This window comes from Algoriphagus sp. oki45 (genome assembly GCF_036245605.1).
In the GTDB taxonomy this organism is placed as follows: domain Bacteria; phylum Bacteroidota; class Bacteroidia; order Cytophagales; family Cyclobacteriaceae; genus Algoriphagus.
On the sequence record NZ_BTPC01000001.1, the window covers coordinates 1 to 19,472 of the forward strand.

The following is a 19,472-nucleotide window of genomic DNA, read 5'->3' on the forward strand; positions in this document are numbered from 1 at the left end:
ATTTCTTGTTGACTCGCTCTTTTCATAAGTTTGTTTTTGAAGCAAAATTAGCTGGTCAATGGAGGCTGAAAAATATGCAGTTGCTCGGGTGGATACATTGCACAGCAGCTATTATACGGCCAATTACAATGATTCAAGAGGCTTTGCAGAAAAGACCTATGAAGCTTCTCCGCTTAACCGACTCACCAAGCAAGGCGTGCCGGGTACCCCGTGGATAGGAAAAGAGATCAATCGGAATGAGAATACCAACGGAACTGGCGATGCAGTAAGAATATGGACAGTCGATGGGGCGGGATTACCCGTGACCTCCGCCAATTATCCTGCAGGAGCCTTGGCCAAACTGGAAACAATCAATGAAAACGGACAAAGGACCATTGAGTACAAAGACAAACTGGGGAGGCTGATCCTGAAAAAGGTACAGGAATCTGCCACTCCCGGAGTAGATCATTCTGGCTGGCTATGTACCTACTATGTCTATGATTCCTTTGGACGCTTACGGGTAGTGATGCCTCCCAAGGCCACTGCTGCGGTGCTGGCGGGTACAAGTTCTACCAATACCGATATCAGCAATGGGCTGTATTACCGCTACACCTATGATGAGCGGGGGAGAATGATTGCCAAAAAGCTTCCGGATAAGGGAACTGAAGAAATGGTCTATGACCTTCAGGATCGTTTGGTGGCTTATAGAGATGCCAATCTTACCAGCCAAAACAAATGGCTTTATACCAAATATGATGCCTTGGGAAGAGTGGTGATGACTGGTCTTACCCCTAACACCACTACTTCTTCTACATGGCAGGGTCTGCAAAATCTCCTAAATACATCATACGGCCTAAATAATGCCGAAATCAATGCCACCTCAGGGAAAACCGGAACCACCAACGCAGGTGGGTTTCCCCGTGCCGTCGATGGAGGAGAAGGCGAAGTACTGACGGTAAACTACTACGATCATTACAATTTTCGGAAATCAACCCTCACCTATGTCAAACCCAATGCTACCTATCACGATCAGAGCAATCAGGTCCATGGATTACTGACAGGAAAATTGGTCAGGAATCTGGAGAATACCACCCGATATGAAACCGCCATCTACTATGATCGGCAGGGAAGACTGATTCAGACTTTTGAGGACCACCATCTGGGCGGGACCATGCGGGCCTCTACCAAATTTGACTTTGAAAACAAGCCGGTGGAGACCATCACCTCATTTTCTACCCCCGGTACCCAGACCATCACCAAAAACTACCATTACAACAATGCCGGGCTGATCCGAAAAATCACCCATAAAATCAACTCAGGACCTACTGTGACTCTGGCGGACTTTGGCTACGATGAGTTGGGGCAGTTGACTGCCAAGACCTTTCCGGTAGCGGGAAATGCAGCCATGAGCTTCACCTACAATATCCGGGGTTGGCTAAAGCGGATTAATAATCCTCAGGTGAGCAATGCATCCGACAAGGTCTTTGCCCAGGAATTGTTTTATGAAAGTGGAAATCAGTTTAACGGAAACATTGCAAAAGTAGAATGGAAAGGGAGAGATGATATCAAGCGAGTCTACTCCTATACCTATGATGTAGCCAACAGACTGAAAACGGCAAATTATACAGTACCGACAGTATCTGCTCACAATGGGAGATATAATCTAGGATATATCAACTATGACCCCAACGGGAACATCACCACCTTGCAGCGGGTCAATCAACAAACGGCAAGTATCTGGGCCCTGGTGGATAATCTGGCCTATTCGTATGCTTCCCATAGCAATAGGCTTACCAATGTTCATGACCACCAAGGGACCACTACCTATCTTTCCAAGGATTTTAAGAATCTGGGGACATCCAGCTATACCTACGATGCCAACGGCAACCTGACAGTGAACTCAGACAAAAACATCACCTCCATCACCTACAACCATCTGAACCTTCCCAAGACGATTACCTTCTCCGGTACCAATAAGAAGATCGACTACTGGTACAATGCCGAGGGAGTGAAAGTCCGACAGGTGAATACCGACGGGGCCACAGTGAAAACGATCGATTACATCGGGGAATTTGTGTTTGAAAACAGTGCCATTTCTTATATCCTGCACGAGGAAGGGCGTGCCTCCTTTGAGAGTGGAGTTTTCCAATACGAATTCTTTATCAAAGACCACTTGGGCAATCCACCACGGAGGACAAGCCGTCCGTCATTTGGTATGGGCTCCTGTCTCCCCGTTGCTTATATTAATTTCCTGAAAAGTAGGCAAGTTTGAAAAACCAAAGGAAAAGGAACTTGAATTTAGAATTTATCCAATGATTTTTCTTACCGATTTGGACATCTTTGGTCCTTCATTTTTAACAAAATTTGCTTAAATTTGAATCAGGTAAAAAATTACTTCTAAGTATATGAAAACCAATTACTTAATTCCAAGCTTCATTCCTAAGCACGATTAAGTGAGTTGGATCAATTTAAATGAATTAAACAACAGTAAGTCAATTAGTTACAAGTTTTATTTAAATCCTGTCACCCCGACAAAAATAGAAGTAGTTCTTTTAGACTGCTTTAAATATCAGCAGTTCTTAGGAGCTGCTTTTTTTGTTTATAGAAATCTAAATTTTTCTACACACTTCAGAATCAATTGATTTGATAATTCCATAGCGCGTTTTGACCTAATTTGTTAAAAAATTTCGCTTGTTTTCCCCTGCTTTCTCCCTATGTTTCGGAATCATTCATTTTATAGTTAAATACTCCATGATCCTCAGATTCTTCTTCTTTTCTTTTGTTTTTTCCTGCGTTGGCTTTTTTGGAAAAGCCCAAACTTACCAGGACAGTTTGCTGGCTTATCAGCATGAATTGAATCTTAGTTTTGCTGATCCGGAGAGCTCTCCCTTGCCCTTTGAAAAAATCAATGGATTTGATGGCTTACCCTTTTTTCCTATCGATGAAAACTACCGAATCGTAGCCAAATTGGAGATTTTGCCAGCTTCGGACCCTTTTCGAATGCGAACCAGCGACCGGAGTATGCGGGAGTTTGACCGATATGCCTTGGCCCATTTTGAATGGGAGGGAAAAGAGTACACGCTGACTGTTTATCAGAATTCAGAGGATAAGTTTGAACCCGGTCGGGAAAAGAGCCTGTTTCTGCCCTTTACCGATCGGTCAAATTGGAATCAGACCTATGGTGGAGGTCGCTACCTGGATTTGGAAATCCCTGAAGGGGAATACTTGGTGATAGACTTTAACAAGGCTTACAATCCCTATTGTGCATACAGCGACCGCTATTCCTGTCCCATTCCTCCCAAAGAAAACGACTTGGGATTTGAGGTTTTGGCAGGAGTGAAATATGAAAACTGATCAAAAAGAGGCTGCAAGAGTCTTGCTTCCTCTTCTTTATTCAGAACCATTGGATATCTGTTTCATTTAAGCCTCGATCATACCGACCGATCTGGAGGTTTGATTCCTCCTTCGCAGGGACTTCCTATGGGGTCATTGCACTGACAGCGGGAATAGGCCTCCTTGTAGCTGTATCTGGGTCGGGGCTTGGGGTCGTGTTCAAAGAAAAGATCCATTTGTGCCAATGCACACAGGATAAGTTGATCCTCCTTTTCGGGAGGATTGGGGGCTCCCGCACCTTCCGGATTGCCAAACCATTTCCTGCAGGCCTCCGCCTTAACATCCTTAGGATCCCGATTCGGTTCGTCCGAATATAGTTTCAAAAATGTAGCTGCCACCATATCCTGAGCTTCATAGAGTCGGATATCCGGCATTTTGGAAGGGTCGCTGGTGCATCGTCCGGTTACTCCCGCTGCAATCATATGGTTGCAAATCAGGTAGGGAGTCTCCCGTTTGGAATGAGGGAAAACCCGGAATTTTCCGGCCTGTAGCACATTGACTTGAGGAATGCCATGATCATCCTGAGGCAGGATATCCGTGTAGGCCGTACGGAACCAACCCGGAGCCTGAGGATCATAGAGGGGAGATCCGCAGATGAGTAGGGGTAGAGTATTGGTATTTTCTTCAGGCCAGTCCGGAGGGGTCAAGTAAAGCTCCAGCATGGATTTGATGTAGTTTCTTTCCTCAGGACCATCAAAGAAGGCTGAAGCCATCATGATGGGCATGTAGTCATTGGGATATTCACTTTCTCCCGAACCCGGGGCTGCTACCGGGTTCACATCGATGATGGTTTTGTATCGGTTGGTCTGAGTGGGGTCAATCCCGGACTTTTCCAATAATCGGATCCAGCGCTGCATAGTCATGGAATTGTCAAATGTCCCTGCCTGAGCTACTGCCCAAGGGGGATAATGCATCAACAGCAATCCTTTTTGTCCGCTGATATTGAGTCCCAGTGGAGGCAAAAGCGTCCATTTGGAGGTGCCGTCAAAGGGGTTCAAGTTGACATGATAGCCTTCCATGGGATTCCAGACGCCCAATTCCTTCATCAGATCCCTGCCCCGAATGGCCTTTTGGGCATAGGAGTGGCTAAATGCCTGCCAATGTCTCTTTGCAAACCGGTCTACTTTTTCCCATTCAAATTCCCCTTCTATCTGAACCTGATAGGAGCCAAAAGCCAAATCGACTTTGACATCTTTGATCCCTTCGATCCCGTCTGCTGAGAGGGATTTCAGGCTGTAATGCCGAATGACATCTGCCGTGGTTTTGAAATTAAGGTTAGGGTCGGCGATTTTTGGATCCGGAAAAAGCTGATCCAAAAAATAGGCCTCCCCCAAGGGATAGGTATAATTTTTCATCGCTCAGCAGGTCGAAGGAGAATAATCCAAAAAGTCGGAAATGACATAAAGGCCGTCAGTAGAGGCTTTGTCATCGGGGTTCCATGTGGTTTTCATCCAGAAGTTTTTGGCCTGAGGGAAATTTTGGGCATAGATCGCACAGTTTCCCGGTTCGTTGTCAAAGGTTGCGATTACTTCTCCTTTCAGGGAATTTACATCAGCAATCACCCGGCTTTTGTAATCTACATCTTTTTCACTTTTGTTGATTTTAAGGTTGAGCTCGCATCGCCCCCTCCAATAAGGGAAGCCGCGCTCGGTGAAGGACAAAGTAGTGCCCTGACCCATTCCGTTGTTTAGCCCGGGATCACCTTCATGTCTTCCCGTTAGGTAAAATATCATTGCCCCCGCATCATGACAGGCATTGGCAAAGGATACGGCCCCGGGATTGGGGAGATCAAGGAGGACATATTCATTGGTAAAAAAGCAGCTCCCCCAGTAGTCAAGGAAAGGCTTAAGGGAGGGACTCTGTGGGTCAAGCCCTGCCTGAGTCAGTGCAAAACCCACACTCCAATTCATATCCTTGAAGGTAAGTTTGGCTGCCAGCTCGGCGAAATCAGGATATTTCTCTCCTTGGTCGGCTGCAAAATTCTGGATGATAATCAGATTTCTTCGGGCTGTTGAGTACAGTGTGTCATCCAAATCGAAGATCACGATGGGTAATTTGGTGCAAGCTTTGATCGCAGGAATCACTTGCTGAAGGGGAGTGGTAAGGTTCATGAAATAATGAGTTTATAGTGAATAAAAATTTGAAATAAGATAATCAATATATCAGTAAATCAGCGGTTTATTTGATGACAATTTCTCCAGAAGCTCCTCTGCCGGTGTCCTTCTTTTCGCAGTGAAGTGCTCAAAATAGCTTTCCAAAAGTTGAATCTGCTCCTTACTCCTAAAGGACTCAGGCAAACTCTGAAGACCATCTCCTGCCCGTCGGAAAATTTCTTTGGCGATACGGAAAATTTCATCATCCATTAGTCCATCGGATGCTTTTTGGCATAGGAGGTTCAGGCTGTTCATTTTTGGGGCTAACAATTCCCAAACTGCCTGAAGTGAATGGGGTGAATAAAATATTCCGGATAGGAAAGCCGCAGGCACCAATTGCCAGGTTCTAGGAAGCGCATCCGTCGCTCTCACTTCCAAAAAGCCTTTCATCCTTACCTGAGGAAAAAGCAAACTCAGGTGATTTTCCCAATCGGAAAAGGTAGGTTTCCTGTCTTCGATTTCATTTTCCAACCAATAAGCCCAGGTAATCTTTTCTCCAAACCAGCGATCATCCACCCCTTTTACATTCATTAAAGGCGCTTGAAAAGCCATTTGAGCATAAGCTTCTACCCAGCCTTTTTTACTAAAATCTCCCTTTTCAGGAATCCAGAATCCGGTACGCTTGGAATCAAGATTTTTCCAAAGTGTAGAGCGAAGGGACTTTTTCCCGGAGTTCTTCCTTTCCATTGTAGGAGAATTGGCAAATATGGCTGTCAGTAATGGGCAAATCACCTGGGCTACTCCGATTCTGAGCTGTTGGGTTTCTTCCTCTTCTCCCAAATCCAAATTGATATGCTGGGAACAGGTCTGTAGCATCATTTGCTGTCCTGCAGGATGAAGAGAGTTGAAGTAGCCCTGCAAATGTCGATAGCGGGGTTTGGGAAGTTGCAATCCGATTTCCTCCCCTGTGAAAAAGGGATGAGTGCCTATTTGAGCAAAAGTCACCGGGTTTTCCTCCTGAATTTCTTCCAAAATTCTCTGCATCCACTTCAATTGCCGCTCCAATTCAATCAGAGATGGGTAAGGAGCAGTGGCTATTTCTACTTGTCCTCCTGGCTCGAACTGGAAATTATCTCCGGACGCAAAGCTGATTTTGTCAATCCTGAGGGAATCCTCGGCTCCGAATTGATGACCTTGTGCCCCAAAGGCCTGACATTTTTCCCAAAGGAGCCGGGCAATGGGCCTTTGACCCTCGTAGAGAGAGGTAGGATGGAGTGCCTGGCCGTTCTTAGGATCCCTTAGCCAAGAGAAGGCCTCCTGCTCCAAACCGACCTTTCCAGGGCTATACAAAGGGTCGGTTTTGGATTTTTTTTGGGAAAATAGCCGTACATGTAAATCAGCAAGGCAATCTTCTTGGTTCATGGGAGAAAAATCAGAGTCAAGCATGGTCAAAAATTCAGGCGATATCCTTGTGGGATTGAGTTTCAAACTTTTTCTCCGGAATGGAGATGGCGCTGAGAAAATTCCAAAGTTGGAAATTCTCGAAGGCCAAGCCCCCGCCGCCCCGTTTTTCCTGACTTAGCTGCCGGTTGATATCTGCGATCACTAACCAATGGGATTTGGATTCGCAGGAAAAGCCCCATTTGGAATGATCTTGATCATAAGTCCATCCATAGCCTTCAAAACCTGCTTTTCCCAGATTGACGTCTACCACATCCATCGTTTTTTCTTTTTTTCCGGAATCCTGATCTCCAAAGACCATTCCTCTCCTCCATGTTTCCACATCCATATTGCTGCCTAATTCCGGACCCACCAAGTCCTTCCAAAAGTCTTTTCCTGTTTGGTCTCCTGATTTGATCTCGCTCCAAGCTTTGTTTTTCGAAATGAAACGCAACGGCATACCCGCCTGAGTTTTCAGCTGTAGACTTGCAGGTTGGAGAGGAGTTGAGAATGAAGATTGTTGGGCTAGGGCTGAAAGAGGATCTTTTGGGCTGAGTCCGGCTAGATTAAAGCCGTAGACTTGACCTTCGTTTTGGGTTTGCACGACTTGGGCCATCTGATTCAGTGAGGCAAAATCCAAACTCACACAGAAGTAGGTTTGACCAAATTTCCGTTCGTCTTCCGGAAGTTGGGTCTCGCCGATGGCAGGAAATCGGGGAGTAGAATGGAGGAGGTACCAACCGCAGTTTTGGGTTTTGGAAAAAGCAATTATTCCCTTGCTGTGGCCTTTACTCCCTTTGTTTTTGGGCTTGGGTTGGAAAGCCGTAGGAGGAATCTCATCATTCCAGGCCACATAGCCATATTCTGATTTTTTGGAAAAAAGCTCATTCAGCGTCAAGGACAAAGCTGAATTGCTTTGGTCCAAGCTTGTGGATGAAAGCTGAATTGGCCCCAGGCTTGTCGAGTCATAATAGAGGAATTCAAAGCCAGTAGAACCCTTTTTAGGGCCGACATTCATGGGCAGTTTGTAGATAAACCACCAATCTACCGGCTTGCCTCCTTTATCGCTCAGCGGACTAAGCATGGCTTGAGCTTTGAAGTTTTTGCTCTACTTTTTCCCAGAATTTTTTTGGGATTTCGGTGCCAAAAAAATGGTCAATTTCCCGAATACCTGTTGGGCTAGTTACATTGATCTCGGTCATGTAGTCACCAATGACGTCAATTCCCACGAAAAACGCCCCTTTTTCTCTCAGGGTAGGACCGATTTGACTGCAAATCCAAAGGTCCCGTTCGGTCAGTTCAAAGCCTTTGGCACTAGCTCCCACGGCGAGATTTCCCCTATGGTCATCCCCGCTGGGGATTCGGGCTATTCCATAGGGGATAGGTTCCCCGTCTATCAGGATGATTCGCTTGTCTCCTCCGGTTGTTATTTCAGGAATATAGGCTTGGGCCATGATGAAGACGGTACCCCGATGTGTGATTTCTTCCAGAATCACCTGGGTATTGGGATCGCCTTGGGCCAAAATAAAGATGGATTGGCCCCCCATTTTGTGGGTAGGCTTGACCACGATTTTTCCCTGCTCGGCCAGAAATTCTCTCAAAGCCGGAATAGATCTGCTGATGAGACTGGGAGGGCAGCATTGAGGAAACCAAGCCGTAAATAGCTTCTCGTTCATATCTCGGATGGCGGAGGCTTTATTGATCACCCAAACCCCAGCCTCTTCTGCTTTTTCCAGAATGTAGGTGGCCATCACATACTCGATATCGAAAGGCGGGTCCTTTCGCATCAGGATCACGTCGAGATGGGAAAGTGGTAGCAGTTCCGTAGAAATCGGCTGGTACCACAGCTTGAGATCATCGAGGATTTCCACTTTTCTCAGCAATCCCAAAAGCTCCCCATTTTTTAAAAATAGATCTCCCATTTCCAGGTAGAAGACTTCCCAGCCTTGCTTTTGCGCTTCCAGCATCAAAGCCAAACTGGTGTCTTTTTTGGGATTGAGGGATTGAATGGGGTCCATGACCACCGCCATTTTTTTATTTTTCATAAGCTATATTCATTTCAAAAATGCCTATCCCAAAGGTTGGGATTTCAATTGAAAAGGATTATTGCAAATACAATCACAGGAGTACCCTTTGAACCAAACTGGATTATTTGTGCTGAAGGACTTCGTAACCTTGCCAGTCTTTTCCCGGAGGGTGCTCCAGATAATTGAGGCAGCGGGAAATGAATATAGGAAATACCCGGTCTTCGGAGTCGATTTTTTGCCCCTTTTCAAAATGGTCCAAGGCTTCATGGAAGTTTCTTTTGAAATAGGCCTCCATACCTCTCCTGAGTGATTCCAAGGAATTCTCTTTTGCAATTTTTCGGTCTTCCTGCTCTGCATCCAGGATCTCGTAGAGGTTGACAGCCTTGGCCTTTCCTTTTACAGCCACTCGGTCCACCATCCTCCAGGAGAATTCATCTGGATTGGACAAGGCCTTGAAGGTTTGCTCACTGATCAGGAAAGGGGATCCATAGACTTTGGTGAGACTTTCTATTCTTGAGCCCAGATTGACCGTGTCGCCTAATACGGTACACTGCATGCGGTTTTCTCCTCCCATGGTTCCCAATACCAGCGGGCCGGTATTGATGCCGATTCCCATATTCAGGAGAGGTCTTCCCAGGACTTCGGACTCCTTGTTGAACTCCATCAGTGCCTTTGCCATTCCAATTCCAGCCTTTACAGCTTGATAGGCGGGAACGGCAAATAAGGCAAGGATTTCATCTCCGGCGAAAGAGTCAATAAAGCCTCCCTGATTGATAATTTCCGGGCCGATTTTGCTGAAATATTGATTGAGCAGGAGGATGACGGATTCAGGAGAAAGAAGCTCCACCAAAGGGGTAAAGTCCCGGATATCCGAGAAAAGCACACTCATCTCCATGGCCACGGATTCTCCCAATCTCACCTTGGCTATATCACTGTGGCCCAAATGGCTGAGAAATTGGTCTGGGACAAAGCGTTGCTGGGCACGAAGTAGCTTTTCCTGCTCCTCGTAGATCCTTGCATTTTCTATAGAGATGGCTGCCTGAGCTGCCAAAAGTTTGATTATCTGGACCCGCTCTTCGGTAAATGCACTATGTGTGAGGTTGTTTTCCAGATAGATGGCCACTTTCCACTGCCGGTGGATAGATAGCGGAACGCACATCAGAGAGAGAGGCTTTGATTTGATAAGATAAGGATCTTGGGAATAGGGATTAAGTTCGGTTCCATTGGCAATGACAATGGGTGTATTGGTACGGATAGCTGTATTGATCAGAGAGATGGGAAGAAAATCAATGTCCTCAGAGTCAGAGAAAACCAGATCCTTATTACCGCCCATATCCTCCCCATTGCTGGCTTGAATAGAGAAGTGGCCGTCTCTTTTTTCGATAAGAAAGCCACGCTGCGCTCCTGCATTTTCCAGAAGAATCTGAAGGGTAGCTTTGAGTAATTTTTCTAAAACCAACTCCCCTGAGATCACCTGAGAAGCCCGGATTACCGAGGAAATATCCAATAGCTGATTGCTGAAATCGTCAGAAATTCTGGTGGCAGAAGGTAGGGTTTGGGTAAGGGTACGTGATTTGGAGGAAGCTGAACTTTCGAATACCTGAGGATAAGTATCCAGCATGTCTTCGGTCTTTCGGTGGGCTCCCCATCTGTAAAACAGGTACTGGGCAGCTTTCAGATAACCTTCCGCGGCTTTCTCCAAACCCTGCCGGATTAAGTATTGCGCTATTTTCTCCTGAATCACTGCTTCATCCCGGATAAATCCATGCTTTTTGGCCATTAGGACAGCCGCCTCGTAGTGACCTAGGGCATCTTTCATTTTTCCGAAATGCCCAGCCAGTTCAGCTTCCATGAGCAATCTCAGGTGCTCAAAATTTTCCTCACACTGCTCAGCCCAATGGGCCATTTTGGAAAAATTTCCCTGCATTTTTTTCAGGAAATCATCCCTTTCTTTTTCGGTCAATTCTGGCAAAAGGTAACTCCTCACCAAAAATGCTACGATGTGAAACCGAACCAATTGAGGCAAAGACATGACTGAGGCCATGAGTTTTTCCTGCTCCAAAATATGGGGGAGAGCTCCTTGGGCATCGTTGTATAGCAAGTGGATTTCTGCTTTGTAGATATGGTAGTTGGCGATTCCGGTCATAAAATGCCGCTCCGCCATCCCTTCTAAACAGCTCTCTTCATCGAAATATTTGGATGAAAGAGAAAACTTCTCCTCGGTGAGCCCTGCAAAGTTTTTTAGCATTTGGAGGAAAAGTGTTCCTGAATCCAAAGAATCCAAATAATCGCAATCTGCCACGATTTTGAGCAATTTTCGGTGCTCTGCGATGGCAGTTTCCAGGTCCAGCTTTGGATCCCAAATAATGCAATCCTGAGCCGAATAGGCCAGATATAGTAAATCTCCCGACTGATAGCCCGTTTCAATTCCCTTTCTAAACCAGGGGGTCATCGTAGACCAGTGATTGCTCCAATGGTGCACAAACATGGTGTACACGTAGAGAATCCGTGATTTCATAGAAATGTCCCCGTAGCTTTCGATCATTTCCACTCCCAACTTTCCGTATTGATAGCCTTCGGAGGTATTTTCAAAATATCCACAAAGAATCATCCCATATGCCGCATAGGAGAAAGCGGATTCGGGACTTCTTCCGTAAGAAAGAGCCAAATTCACGGATTTGAGAACCAGATAGGGGAAAGTCCTGCCTGTGCCGGATAGAAATGCTGCCGCAAATATCTCCATCAATAGCTGACTGGCGATTTTTGCCCGCTCATCGCTCATTTCCGGCTGATCGATCAGTGAAGCCACTTCTCTTCCAGCACGGTTGATTTCTACATTTTCTATCTCTTGATCCAGATCTTTTTGGCTGGGATTTTTTGCGAAATGGTAGCCCAAAATCTCCAATCCCTGGTAAGCTGCCTGGATGGATTCATGCATTCTTCCGGTAGTGGCATACTGCCGGGTTCGGGTGGCCAGCACGAGTCCTTTTTGCATTTGGGTTTTAGCCTGAGCTAACATAAGTTCAGACCACTCCTCAGCATTTTCCTGATCCCCGGTCAGATAATAACAGCTTTGGATTTCCTCACCGACCGACCACATCAGTTCGTAGTCATTTTCCCAGGTTTTAGCATCCAAAAGGTCTACACTGATTTGAAGGTATTGCAAGGCGGAGGCATAGGCAGAGGATGCTTTTGCTTTCATTCCCGCATCCAGATTGAGGAGAGCCAGATCTTTTTTTTCTTCGGAATCTTGAATAAGCAATCTTCCCTGATTCAGGTGCTCTACTATGTCAAAAAGCAGGTCAGAAAGGTTGTCTTTGGAAATAAACCGAAGCATAAGCCGGCCAATAGACAGGTGTAATTTTTCCTTATTGCCCTCTGGAATCATGGAGTAGGCGGCCTGCTGCACCCGGTCATGCTGAAATTTATAAACCGGATTAATGTGCTGACTGTCTGATTCTTCAGGGTTAAAATACAGTTGGGATCCATGAGAGTAGGTAAGTCCAACCAATCTGTAGTTTTCATGAAGAGGAATAATCATATTCGCTTTGAGCGCCTCGTAAAGATCGGCGGCAGTTTTCTCCATGCTGCTTTTGTTGATCACGGAGAGTGTCTGCAGGTCAAATGTGGCACCGATACAAGCGGCAAGCTGGAGCACTAACTGAGTGCTTTCTGGAAGCCGATTTTGGCTTTTGACCAAAAAATCCACCACATTTTCGCTGTGGCTTACGTTTTCAAGTTTTTTTTGATCCCAAGCCCAAGTCCTTTTTTGAAGGTCAAAGAAGATGATTTTTTGTTCATGGAGATCTTTGAGTACTTCGGTGGAATAGAATGGATTTCCCCCGGTTTTATCAAAAAGGACCTTTCCCAGTTGTTGGGCGGAATCCACCGGACATTGCAAAGTATCCTTGATGATCTTGCTGATTTCAGCCCTATCCAAGGGATTCAGCAGCATGGTCTCGACCATCCGCTTTTTTCGGATTTCCTCCAGAGTGATGGTCAATGCATGGGCTTTGTCTACCGCATTGTCCCGATAGGCGCCGATAAGCATGAGGTAGCCCATCTCTTGGCTGCTTACCAGTCGGTTGATCAAGTTAAGAGTGGGGATGTCACTCCACTGCAAGTCATCCATGAAGATGACTAGCGGGTGTTTCTTTTGGGAAAAAACCTTGACGAAATTCAGAAAGGTGATAAAAAATCGGTTTTGAGCTTCAGAAGGGGATAAGCCCTGAACTGAAGGCTGCTTTCCGATGATCAGTTCAAGCTCCGGTATGAGATCCACAATCAGCTGTCCATGTTGATCCAAGGCTTTATTGAGCCTTTGACTCCATCGGTCCAGGCTGGCCTTGGGCTCTCCGAGAATTTGACGGATGAGATCTTTAAACGCACTGGCTAAAGCCGAATAGGCGTTGTTTTGTCGGAATTGCTCGAATTTACCATGAATGAGGAAGCCTTTTTTGCGCACCACTGTTCGGCCAAACTCGTGGACCAATGCAGATTTTCCCACTCCGGAATACCCTGCGACCAGGCAAAATTCTACGGAACCATGACTGGCCTTTTCGAAATAGGTTTCCAGCTTGTGTATTTCTTCATCGCGTCCATAAAGTCGCTGAGGTATCTGAAATCTTCCGGAAACATCCTCTTCTCCCAAAGAAATTTGCTGACCTGAGTTTCCGGAGTTCAGTAGCTCTTCTGCTTTTTCCAAATCTTTGATCAATCCCAAGCTGCTTTGGTAGCGTTCTTCGGCATTTTTGGAGATTAGCTTGGCAATGATGTCAGAAAAGGCCTGAGGAAAATCGGGGTTGATTTCGCGTAGCAAAGGCGGTTTTTTGCTAATGTGGCAGTGAACCCACTCCAGGGGATCTTGTGCCTGAAAAGGCAACTTGCCTGTAGCCATTTCAAAAAGTGACATACCCAAGGTGTAGTAGTCCGTACGGTAGTCAATATCCCGGTTCATCCGTCCAGTCTGCTCCGGAGAAATGTAGGGCAGAGAACCCGCTATACTATTGGGCAAAGAAAACTCCTGATGCTCCCTATTTAATTCACTCGAAGCACTAAAATCGATAACCCTCAGACCAAAAGTCTGAGGGTCGATCAGCACATTTCTGGGTACCAGATCTTTGTGGACAATCCCTTTCTCATGAATTCTGCCGAGAATTTTCGACAGTTCTATGGAGATTTTCAGAAGATCACTTGGAGGGATTTTTTTTCCCGGAAGGGTATTTCTATAGTCTTCCAATGACAGTCCGAAATACTCCATCTCTATGGCGAGGTTACCATTGCTGTGACCAATGAAATCAAAGACTTCAATGACTCCATCAATAGGGAGTTTGGTCACCATTTGATATTCTCTGGTGATACCTGCTACCTGCTCTTTCTTTGGGTATTTCTCGATCAGGGTTTTGAGGACCACATTTTTTCCGTCCCTTTCCCTTTTTCCTACAAAAAGGATATGAGGATAGGATTCGCAGAGTACTTGCAACTCGACGTAGCCAGGCAGTCTTTCTTTGAAAGGATAGTCGAGTTTGGTTTTCACGGATTAAATATTGAAAAACCTGTTGAAAGTCTCATGATATGTTTTTGTCGCCTCCCCAATGAAGGGGTAGCCATGACCACACAGGGCATGTTCAAATGGGATTTCCTTAAGTCTGACGAAGTCTTCTGCTTGAGGCTGACACTCCTGCATCCATGCTAAACCTAAGTTTCCTGCTTTGAAGAAACCGATTTCTTCCATGGTAGGAATAGTGCTTTCGTCGAAAAATTCATCCGGCTCTATCCAGTTTTGTAGAGAGTCACAGGCGATCATGATTCCACCTTCTCGGTCAAGTCTGATGATGCATTCCGGTCTTTTGGATGTGCGAAAGACAAAAAGGGAAGCATCCTTTAAGGGAAGCGGACCCCCTTCGACTAATTCATGGTCTACTTTAAGCCCTTCTTGTACTCTCATTCCGGGCATGGCCCAGAATTCGGCTCCATATCGGTCTACATAGAAGGGGTCATCTACTCCATGCATGTCTCCGATTCGGACTACATGGGTTACTTTTCCCAAACTTTCAAGCTGTTTTAGGCCTTCTTCTCCAAGTCTGACGGTGTTGATTAGGGTCAATTTTCCGTTTTCACGGACCACGGTCATGTTGCGGCTAAACTGCCACATCGAACCGAAAAACTCATTTTTCATGGTGCCCATCACAAAGAAGACGTCTGGCAGCACTTCTTTGATTGGACCATGGGGCATGGCTGGGTGGTAATTTTTCATAAGATATATGGGTATGATAAGGTAGAAATAAGTTTACAATCTTAAAAGTTAAATTCATTTGGGATGGGATTCATAGTTAAGTTTCCCGGCGTAGGTAAATTCTTTCCCGTAGGCATGTAAATAGGTGTTGAGGTACTTTTTAGCTCCATCAGAAATGTCTCCTGAAAGGAAGTCTGAAAAGATTTCTTCTCCGGTACTGGAATCGTGTCGTTTGATGTGGAATAGGGTCATGTCTTTTCCCCCGAAGATGGGCCATAAGGAATGCAGCTCCCACCTAGCCTTACTCATATCAAAAACTTCTCCGCAGAGTCCGGTGAGCATGGGATGATCGCTTAATGTTTTTTCATCCCAGCTGGGGAAATCACCCTCAGGAGCCTTGAATACAGGAAAATCAGGGGAGAAAAGAATCTGCTGGCCTTCCAGTTTTTTGATATACTTTTCGCTCAATCCTGCCGTGCGGGCTCCATGCAGAATGAGATTTAAATACCGTCGGGTAGGAAGGAGTCCTGGCTTGACAAAGGCCGGGAGGCCCACGTAGGCCCAGGCTTTGGCCAATCCGGATTTGGTTTGGACTTCGACTTCTACCCGATCATAGCCGATTCCATAGGCTTCCAACTGATCCAGCTGTTTCAATTGGCTATCCGGGCAGGAGTAAAAGTTGCCTTCCACCTGATCGCCGGGGTTTCCGGTAGGCCGGATATTTCCCATTCCTCCCTCATGCTCAAACCAATGCTGTACGCTGAAATCCAGTTTCCATCCTTTCAATATTGCTTTTTGAGTATGATGTGGGGTGACCCCTTTGGCACGAAGGGAAATCAGGTTGAGATTCGATCCGTATCCAAAATAGTTAAACATGAATCAGGGATTAAAACTGTACTCCTGGTCCTCCTGAATCATGATCTTTTTCAGTCGGGGATTATCTGTCCAAAAGTTGATCAGATTTTTAAGCAAGGCCTCCGGGTTTTGGAATGGATATCGGGCCATGTGAGCTTGCCACCCTGAGGCTACCAAGTCCTGTACCAGAATCTCTCTTTTTTCAGGACTGTCCGGCTTACTGGCATAGTACAAGTATTTGCTGGGATGATTGGCACAAAGTACCGGAGTGGTGCAGGACTCGCCTTCTTTAAGATTGAGATGGATGAGTGAAAGCGGATTGAGGGTTCCTTTGACCCGGTCTGGGAAAGTCTGCTGCAGCCATTCCATCACTGGTCCACCATAGCCTACCACAGGTTGGGTGACACCACCTCCTAAATTGGAAAGTCTTGCATTCAGCATTTTCCTTACATAATCAGCGAATGTGCCATTGAAGTGATCTATGCCTTCGTTGTCTCCTCCTGGAGCACCCAAGGGTACAAAGTCAACGATACTTTCCAACAAAGAAAATCTGCTTCGGGTAAATCGATTGTAGCCCAATAAATTTTCCCAGCGGCGATTGGTAGGGGAAAAGAGGTAATCCAGATAGACAAAAGTCTCTATGGGAGGAAAGTGAAGCAGCTGAATCGATCGGGGTCTGGCCAGAGAAAGGCCCCAAGGCAAAATAAAGCGCATTTCCTTGCCCGTGTCCTGAATCACTTTCTGGATGGTGGCTTCATTTTGCTCGTAGATTTGAAGACCCAATTTTCCGGCTTCCAAAAACGCCGGGATTTTTTCACGATAAATCCTTAAATCATGGTGAGGACTGGAAAGCTTAAGATTGAATTGCTCTCCGATCTTCCATACCATTGCCCAAGCGCCAAAGTAGCCGTCTCTTTCCAAGGTTTGATTGAAGAAATGGGCCATAAATGTCTGCAGAGAGGTCAGGTTGGAGTTTTGAAGTCCCTCTGAATAGGAGAAAAGCCGGGTAAACAAGTCCTCGTCTCCGTCTAAAATGATATCGATACTTTTTTTCATAAATGGATAAAAATTGATGTAGTTTAGAAAATACCGAGTAAATAGTCGCTTCAGAAGACTTTTCTCCGGTAGCTGTAAATTGAATTAATTTTAGTGGAATTTATCACTTTTTTCAGAATGTTTTATTTTTAATAAGTTTTTGTTCCTACATTTCTTTTGGCCAATTAATGGTTTCGAGATTTTTCTTTTCAACAATTAACATTTTCAATTATGTCCTCCTATCTCATCGGGCGAAGTGCCCAATCCAACTCCTATTTAGTTTGGAAATTTTCGTTAGCCAACGGTCCTGTTTTTGAGCAGGTGACCCTAGAATCCTCCGCACAGCTGGAATCCACCGATAGAATCGCCCAAGTCGGCGGATATATGCTGCAGTGGGGGGCCGGCTTGGATGCCGTCAATGGGAAAAATTACCCCTACAAGCTTTTGGAATTTGACCCTACATTAAAAGACCCTCTCAATGGCCCCGCCGTACAGCAAGGTGTCTGGTCTTCCCAAAAGTTTTGGAACTATCGAAGTCATTATTCCAATGACCCACATGAGCAAGACCATTTGCCTCTCTATTCCATGGGCAATTTCATGCTCTTTTTTGTGGGAGGGGAGGGAAGAGGCACTTACATGCTTTATAATTTTGATCCCAATCCTGCCAAACCCAACTCTTCTGATCCTCTTCCATCGACCTATTTGCCTCAGGGGGGATTTCCTACTATTCAGAAGGGACATGACCTAATCTATTTGAACAATTATGTGCTGGATCGCCATATCGAGAAGTCTGCATTCAGAATTTGGAGTTTTGATCCTCAAAATCCAGTGCCTCTCTCCATTCCAGAAGTAAATGGAGGAAAATGGGATCAAATTACAGCCAAACACCGTGTGATCGGATTAGGAGATCACTTACTTACTTGGATACCGGGAGAAAGAGAGTATACGATTTGGTCCTTTTCTCCCACAGATAAAGAACCTTTGAAAGCGGTGGTTTCCGGAGAAGAATTACCCTGCGAGATGGCGGAATATTCTTCCTTGACCTATTTTCAGACCAAAGAAGCGGTAAGTTCCTCCCAAGCGGCCCCCGGGACGATGGACTACTTCCGGACCAAAATCAAACACGTGGTTTTCTATATGCTTGAAAGTCGGTCATTTGACAATGTAGTAGGTTGGCTTTATGAAAAAGACCGATCAGCCATTCATACCATTGGCAAGCATCATCCCTATGTGGGAGTGGATCCGGATTTCTATAATTGGGATGGGGATAAAAAAGTCTATCCCAAAAAATTCAATGACGGCAAACCCAGCGAGGAAATAGACCTCTCAGACCAGCCTCAGGATCCTTTTCATGATAACTCAGACGGGCTTCAGCAAATGTTTTATGAAAAGAACCCAGGGTATCCGAACAAATCCAAGCCGGATATGAGAGGCTTTGTCAGCAACAATTCCTCTACCGATGTGATGTATACGCTCACTCCGGAGCAGCTACCCATTCTTAACGGATTGGCAGAAAATTTTGCTTCCAGTGACGAGTGGTTTTCTTCAATTCCCGGAGGAACAGACATCAATCGCTCTTTCTCCGTCACAGGATCAGCCATGAACCGACTGGATACTTGGGAAGGAGGAAGTATCTATGCCAACTGGGCCCAATATCCACGTAGACAATCACTCTGGAAAGTGCTTTGGGGTCAGGGTATCAAAGACTGGAAAATCTACAATGCGATCAAATGGCCACCTAGTCCTCAGGGTGTGCCTTTTACCTACCATCTTTATTTGGAAGGCCAAATCCCAAGCGTGGATTCTGACACAAAGGATCATATCGACTCAGTGGATAATTTCACCAAGCAGGCCCAGGAGGGAAAGTTGCCCGCCTTCAGCTTTCTCGAACCCATATGGTTAGCCCAAGATGGAACCACTTCATACCATCCGAAAACAGATCTTGTCCCTGCTGAGATAGCATTAAATGAAATTTACGAAGCCATCAAAAATGGACCAGCTTGGGAGGAGACTCTCTTTGTAGTCACTTTCTCCAAACCGGGAGGGATTTGTGACCATGTGCCGCCTCCGTATGCCCAAAAGCCTTGGCCAAATGATTTGAGGGATGGTTTTAGATTTGACCTGATGGGACCAAGAGTTCCCGCAATTATGGTTTCTCCTTGGGTAAAACCCAATACTGTATTCCGGGCCGAGGGAGATGTGCCTTATGACGCGACCTCCTTCACAGCTACTTTGCTACATTGGTTTGGGGTTCCTAAAAACCAATGGGGTCTGGGTGATCGAATAGACGCTGCTCCTACCTTTGAAAGTATTTTCGAAGAAGAAAATCCCAGAAAAGATGCCCCCAAGTTGACGCCTCCTTCGGATAAGTCTTTTCCAAGTAAAAAATAAGGCCTATTTGCCAACCAACCTCCT

General features: G+C 45.7%; 12 protein-coding genes. 3 read left to right on the forward strand and 9 right to left on the reverse strand.

Translation table 11 applies throughout. From position 1 onward, the window contains the following. Positions 1–58: 58 nt before the first annotated feature. Positions 59–2,251 carry an RHS repeat domain-containing protein gene (locus AAA942_RS00005; RefSeq protein ID WP_338218163.1) on the forward strand — a complete coding sequence of 731 codons (2,193 nt, stop codon included), beginning with the start codon at positions 59–61 and terminating at the stop codon, positions 2,249–2,251. 479 nt (positions 2,252–2,730) lie between these two features. Continuing rightward, positions 2,731–3,333, forward strand: coding sequence for a DUF1684 domain-containing protein (locus tag AAA942_RS00010; protein ID WP_338218164.1), 603 nt, complete (start codon positions 2,731–2,733; stop codon positions 3,331–3,333). A gap of 77 nt (positions 3,334–3,410) precedes the next feature. Here the strand turns inward: AAA942_RS00010 and AAA942_RS00015 are convergent, their stop codons facing one another. The 9 genes from AAA942_RS00015 to AAA942_RS00055 all read right to left on the reverse strand — a co-directional run bounded on the left by AAA942_RS00015 (position 3,411) and on the right by AAA942_RS00055 (position 17,078). Further along, positions 3,411–4,727 (reverse strand): hypothetical protein, encoded by a 1,317-nt coding sequence (locus tag AAA942_RS00015; RefSeq protein WP_338218165.1) that lies wholly within the window; start codon positions 4,725–4,727, stop codon positions 3,411–3,413. A 3-nt stretch (positions 4,728–4,730) separates the two neighbouring features. Continuing rightward, positions 4,731–5,483, reverse strand: coding sequence for a hypothetical protein (locus AAA942_RS00020; RefSeq protein WP_338218166.1), 753 nt, complete (start codon positions 5,481–5,483; stop codon positions 4,731–4,733). Between the two features lie 51 nt (positions 5,484–5,534). Further along, positions 5,535–6,911 carry a glutamate-cysteine ligase family protein gene (locus AAA942_RS00025; RefSeq protein WP_338218167.1) on the reverse strand — a complete coding sequence of 459 codons (1,377 nt, stop codon included), beginning with the start codon at positions 6,909–6,911 and terminating at the stop codon, positions 5,535–5,537. A 10-nt stretch (positions 6,912–6,921) separates the two neighbouring features. Continuing rightward, positions 6,922–7,989, reverse strand: coding sequence for a deoxyribonuclease II family protein (locus AAA942_RS00030; protein ID WP_338218168.1), 1,068 nt, complete (start codon positions 7,987–7,989; stop codon positions 6,922–6,924). Further along, positions 7,982–8,950: a glutathione synthase gene (gene gshB, locus AAA942_RS00035; RefSeq protein WP_338218169.1), complete on the reverse strand. Its 969-nt coding sequence runs from the start codon at positions 8,948–8,950 to the stop codon at positions 7,982–7,984. The genes AAA942_RS00030 and gshB overlap by 8 nt, the downstream gene beginning before the upstream one ends. Positions 8,951–9,053: 103 nt before the next feature. Further along, complete coding sequence (locus AAA942_RS00040) at positions 9,054–14,468, reverse strand: AAA family ATPase (protein ID WP_338218170.1); 5,415 nt, start codon at positions 14,466–14,468, stop codon at positions 9,054–9,056. A 3-nt stretch (positions 14,469–14,471) separates the two neighbouring features. After that, a complete protein-coding gene (locus AAA942_RS00045; protein ID WP_338218171.1) occupies positions 14,472–15,188 on the reverse strand; it encodes a hypothetical protein in 717 nt (238 codons plus the stop codon). 54 nt (positions 15,189–15,242) lie between these two features. Then, on the reverse strand, positions 15,243–16,043 hold the full coding sequence (locus AAA942_RS00050) for a gamma-glutamylcyclotransferase family protein (protein WP_338218172.1): 801 nt from the start codon (positions 16,041–16,043) through the stop codon (positions 15,243–15,245). Positions 16,044–16,046: 3 nt separating this feature from the next. Beyond that, the gene (locus tag AAA942_RS00055; protein ID WP_338218173.1) at positions 16,047–17,078 is read right to left on the reverse strand and encodes a hypothetical protein; all 1,032 of its coding nucleotides are present in this window, start codon (positions 17,076–17,078) and stop codon (positions 16,047–16,049) included. A 210-nt stretch (positions 17,079–17,288) separates the two neighbouring features. Between AAA942_RS00055 and AAA942_RS00060 the strand changes: the two genes are divergently transcribed. Then, positions 17,289–19,448: an alkaline phosphatase family protein gene (locus AAA942_RS00060; RefSeq protein ID WP_338218174.1), complete on the forward strand. Its 2,160-nt coding sequence runs from the start codon at positions 17,289–17,291 to the stop codon at positions 19,446–19,448. The last annotated feature ends 24 nt before the right edge of the window (positions 19,449–19,472 follow it).

What these genes read in the sequence shown, in the direction of transcription:
- AAA942_RS00020 (WP_338218166.1), bottom strand. Translation starts at nt 5,483, where the DNA reads ATGAACCTTACCACTCCCCTTCAGCAAGTGATTCCTGCGATCAAAGCT.
- AAA942_RS00010 (WP_338218164.1), top strand. Translation starts at nt 2,731, where the DNA reads ATGATCCTCAGATTCTTCTTCTTTTCTTTTGTTTTTTCCTGCGTTGGC.
- AAA942_RS00030 (WP_338218168.1), bottom strand. Translation starts at nt 7,989, where the DNA reads ATGCTTAGTCCGCTGAGCGATAAAGGAGGCAAGCCGGTAGATTGGTGG.
- AAA942_RS00005 (WP_338218163.1), top strand. Translation starts at nt 59, where the DNA reads ATGGAGGCTGAAAAATATGCAGTTGCTCGGGTGGATACATTGCACAGC.
- AAA942_RS00055 (WP_338218173.1), bottom strand. Translation starts at nt 17,078, where the DNA reads ATGAAAAAAAGTATCGATATCATTTTAGACGGAGACGAGGACTTGTTT.
- AAA942_RS00050 (WP_338218172.1), bottom strand. Translation starts at nt 16,043, where the DNA reads ATGTTTAACTATTTTGGATACGGATCGAATCTCAACCTGATTTCCCTT.
- AAA942_RS00045 (WP_338218171.1), bottom strand. Translation starts at nt 15,188, where the DNA reads ATGAAAAATTACCACCCAGCCATGCCCCATGGTCCAATCAAAGAAGTG.
- gshB (WP_338218169.1), bottom strand. Translation starts at nt 8,950, where the DNA reads ATGAAAAATAAAAAAATGGCGGTGGTCATGGACCCCATTCAATCCCTC.
- AAA942_RS00015 (WP_338218165.1), bottom strand. Translation starts at nt 4,727, where the DNA reads ATGAAAAATTATACCTATCCCTTGGGGGAGGCCTATTTTTTGGATCAG.
- AAA942_RS00060 (WP_338218174.1), top strand. Translation starts at nt 17,289, where the DNA reads ATGTCCTCCTATCTCATCGGGCGAAGTGCCCAATCCAACTCCTATTTA.
- AAA942_RS00025 (WP_338218167.1), bottom strand. Translation starts at nt 6,911, where the DNA reads ATGCTTGACTCTGATTTTTCTCCCATGAACCAAGAAGATTGCCTTGCT.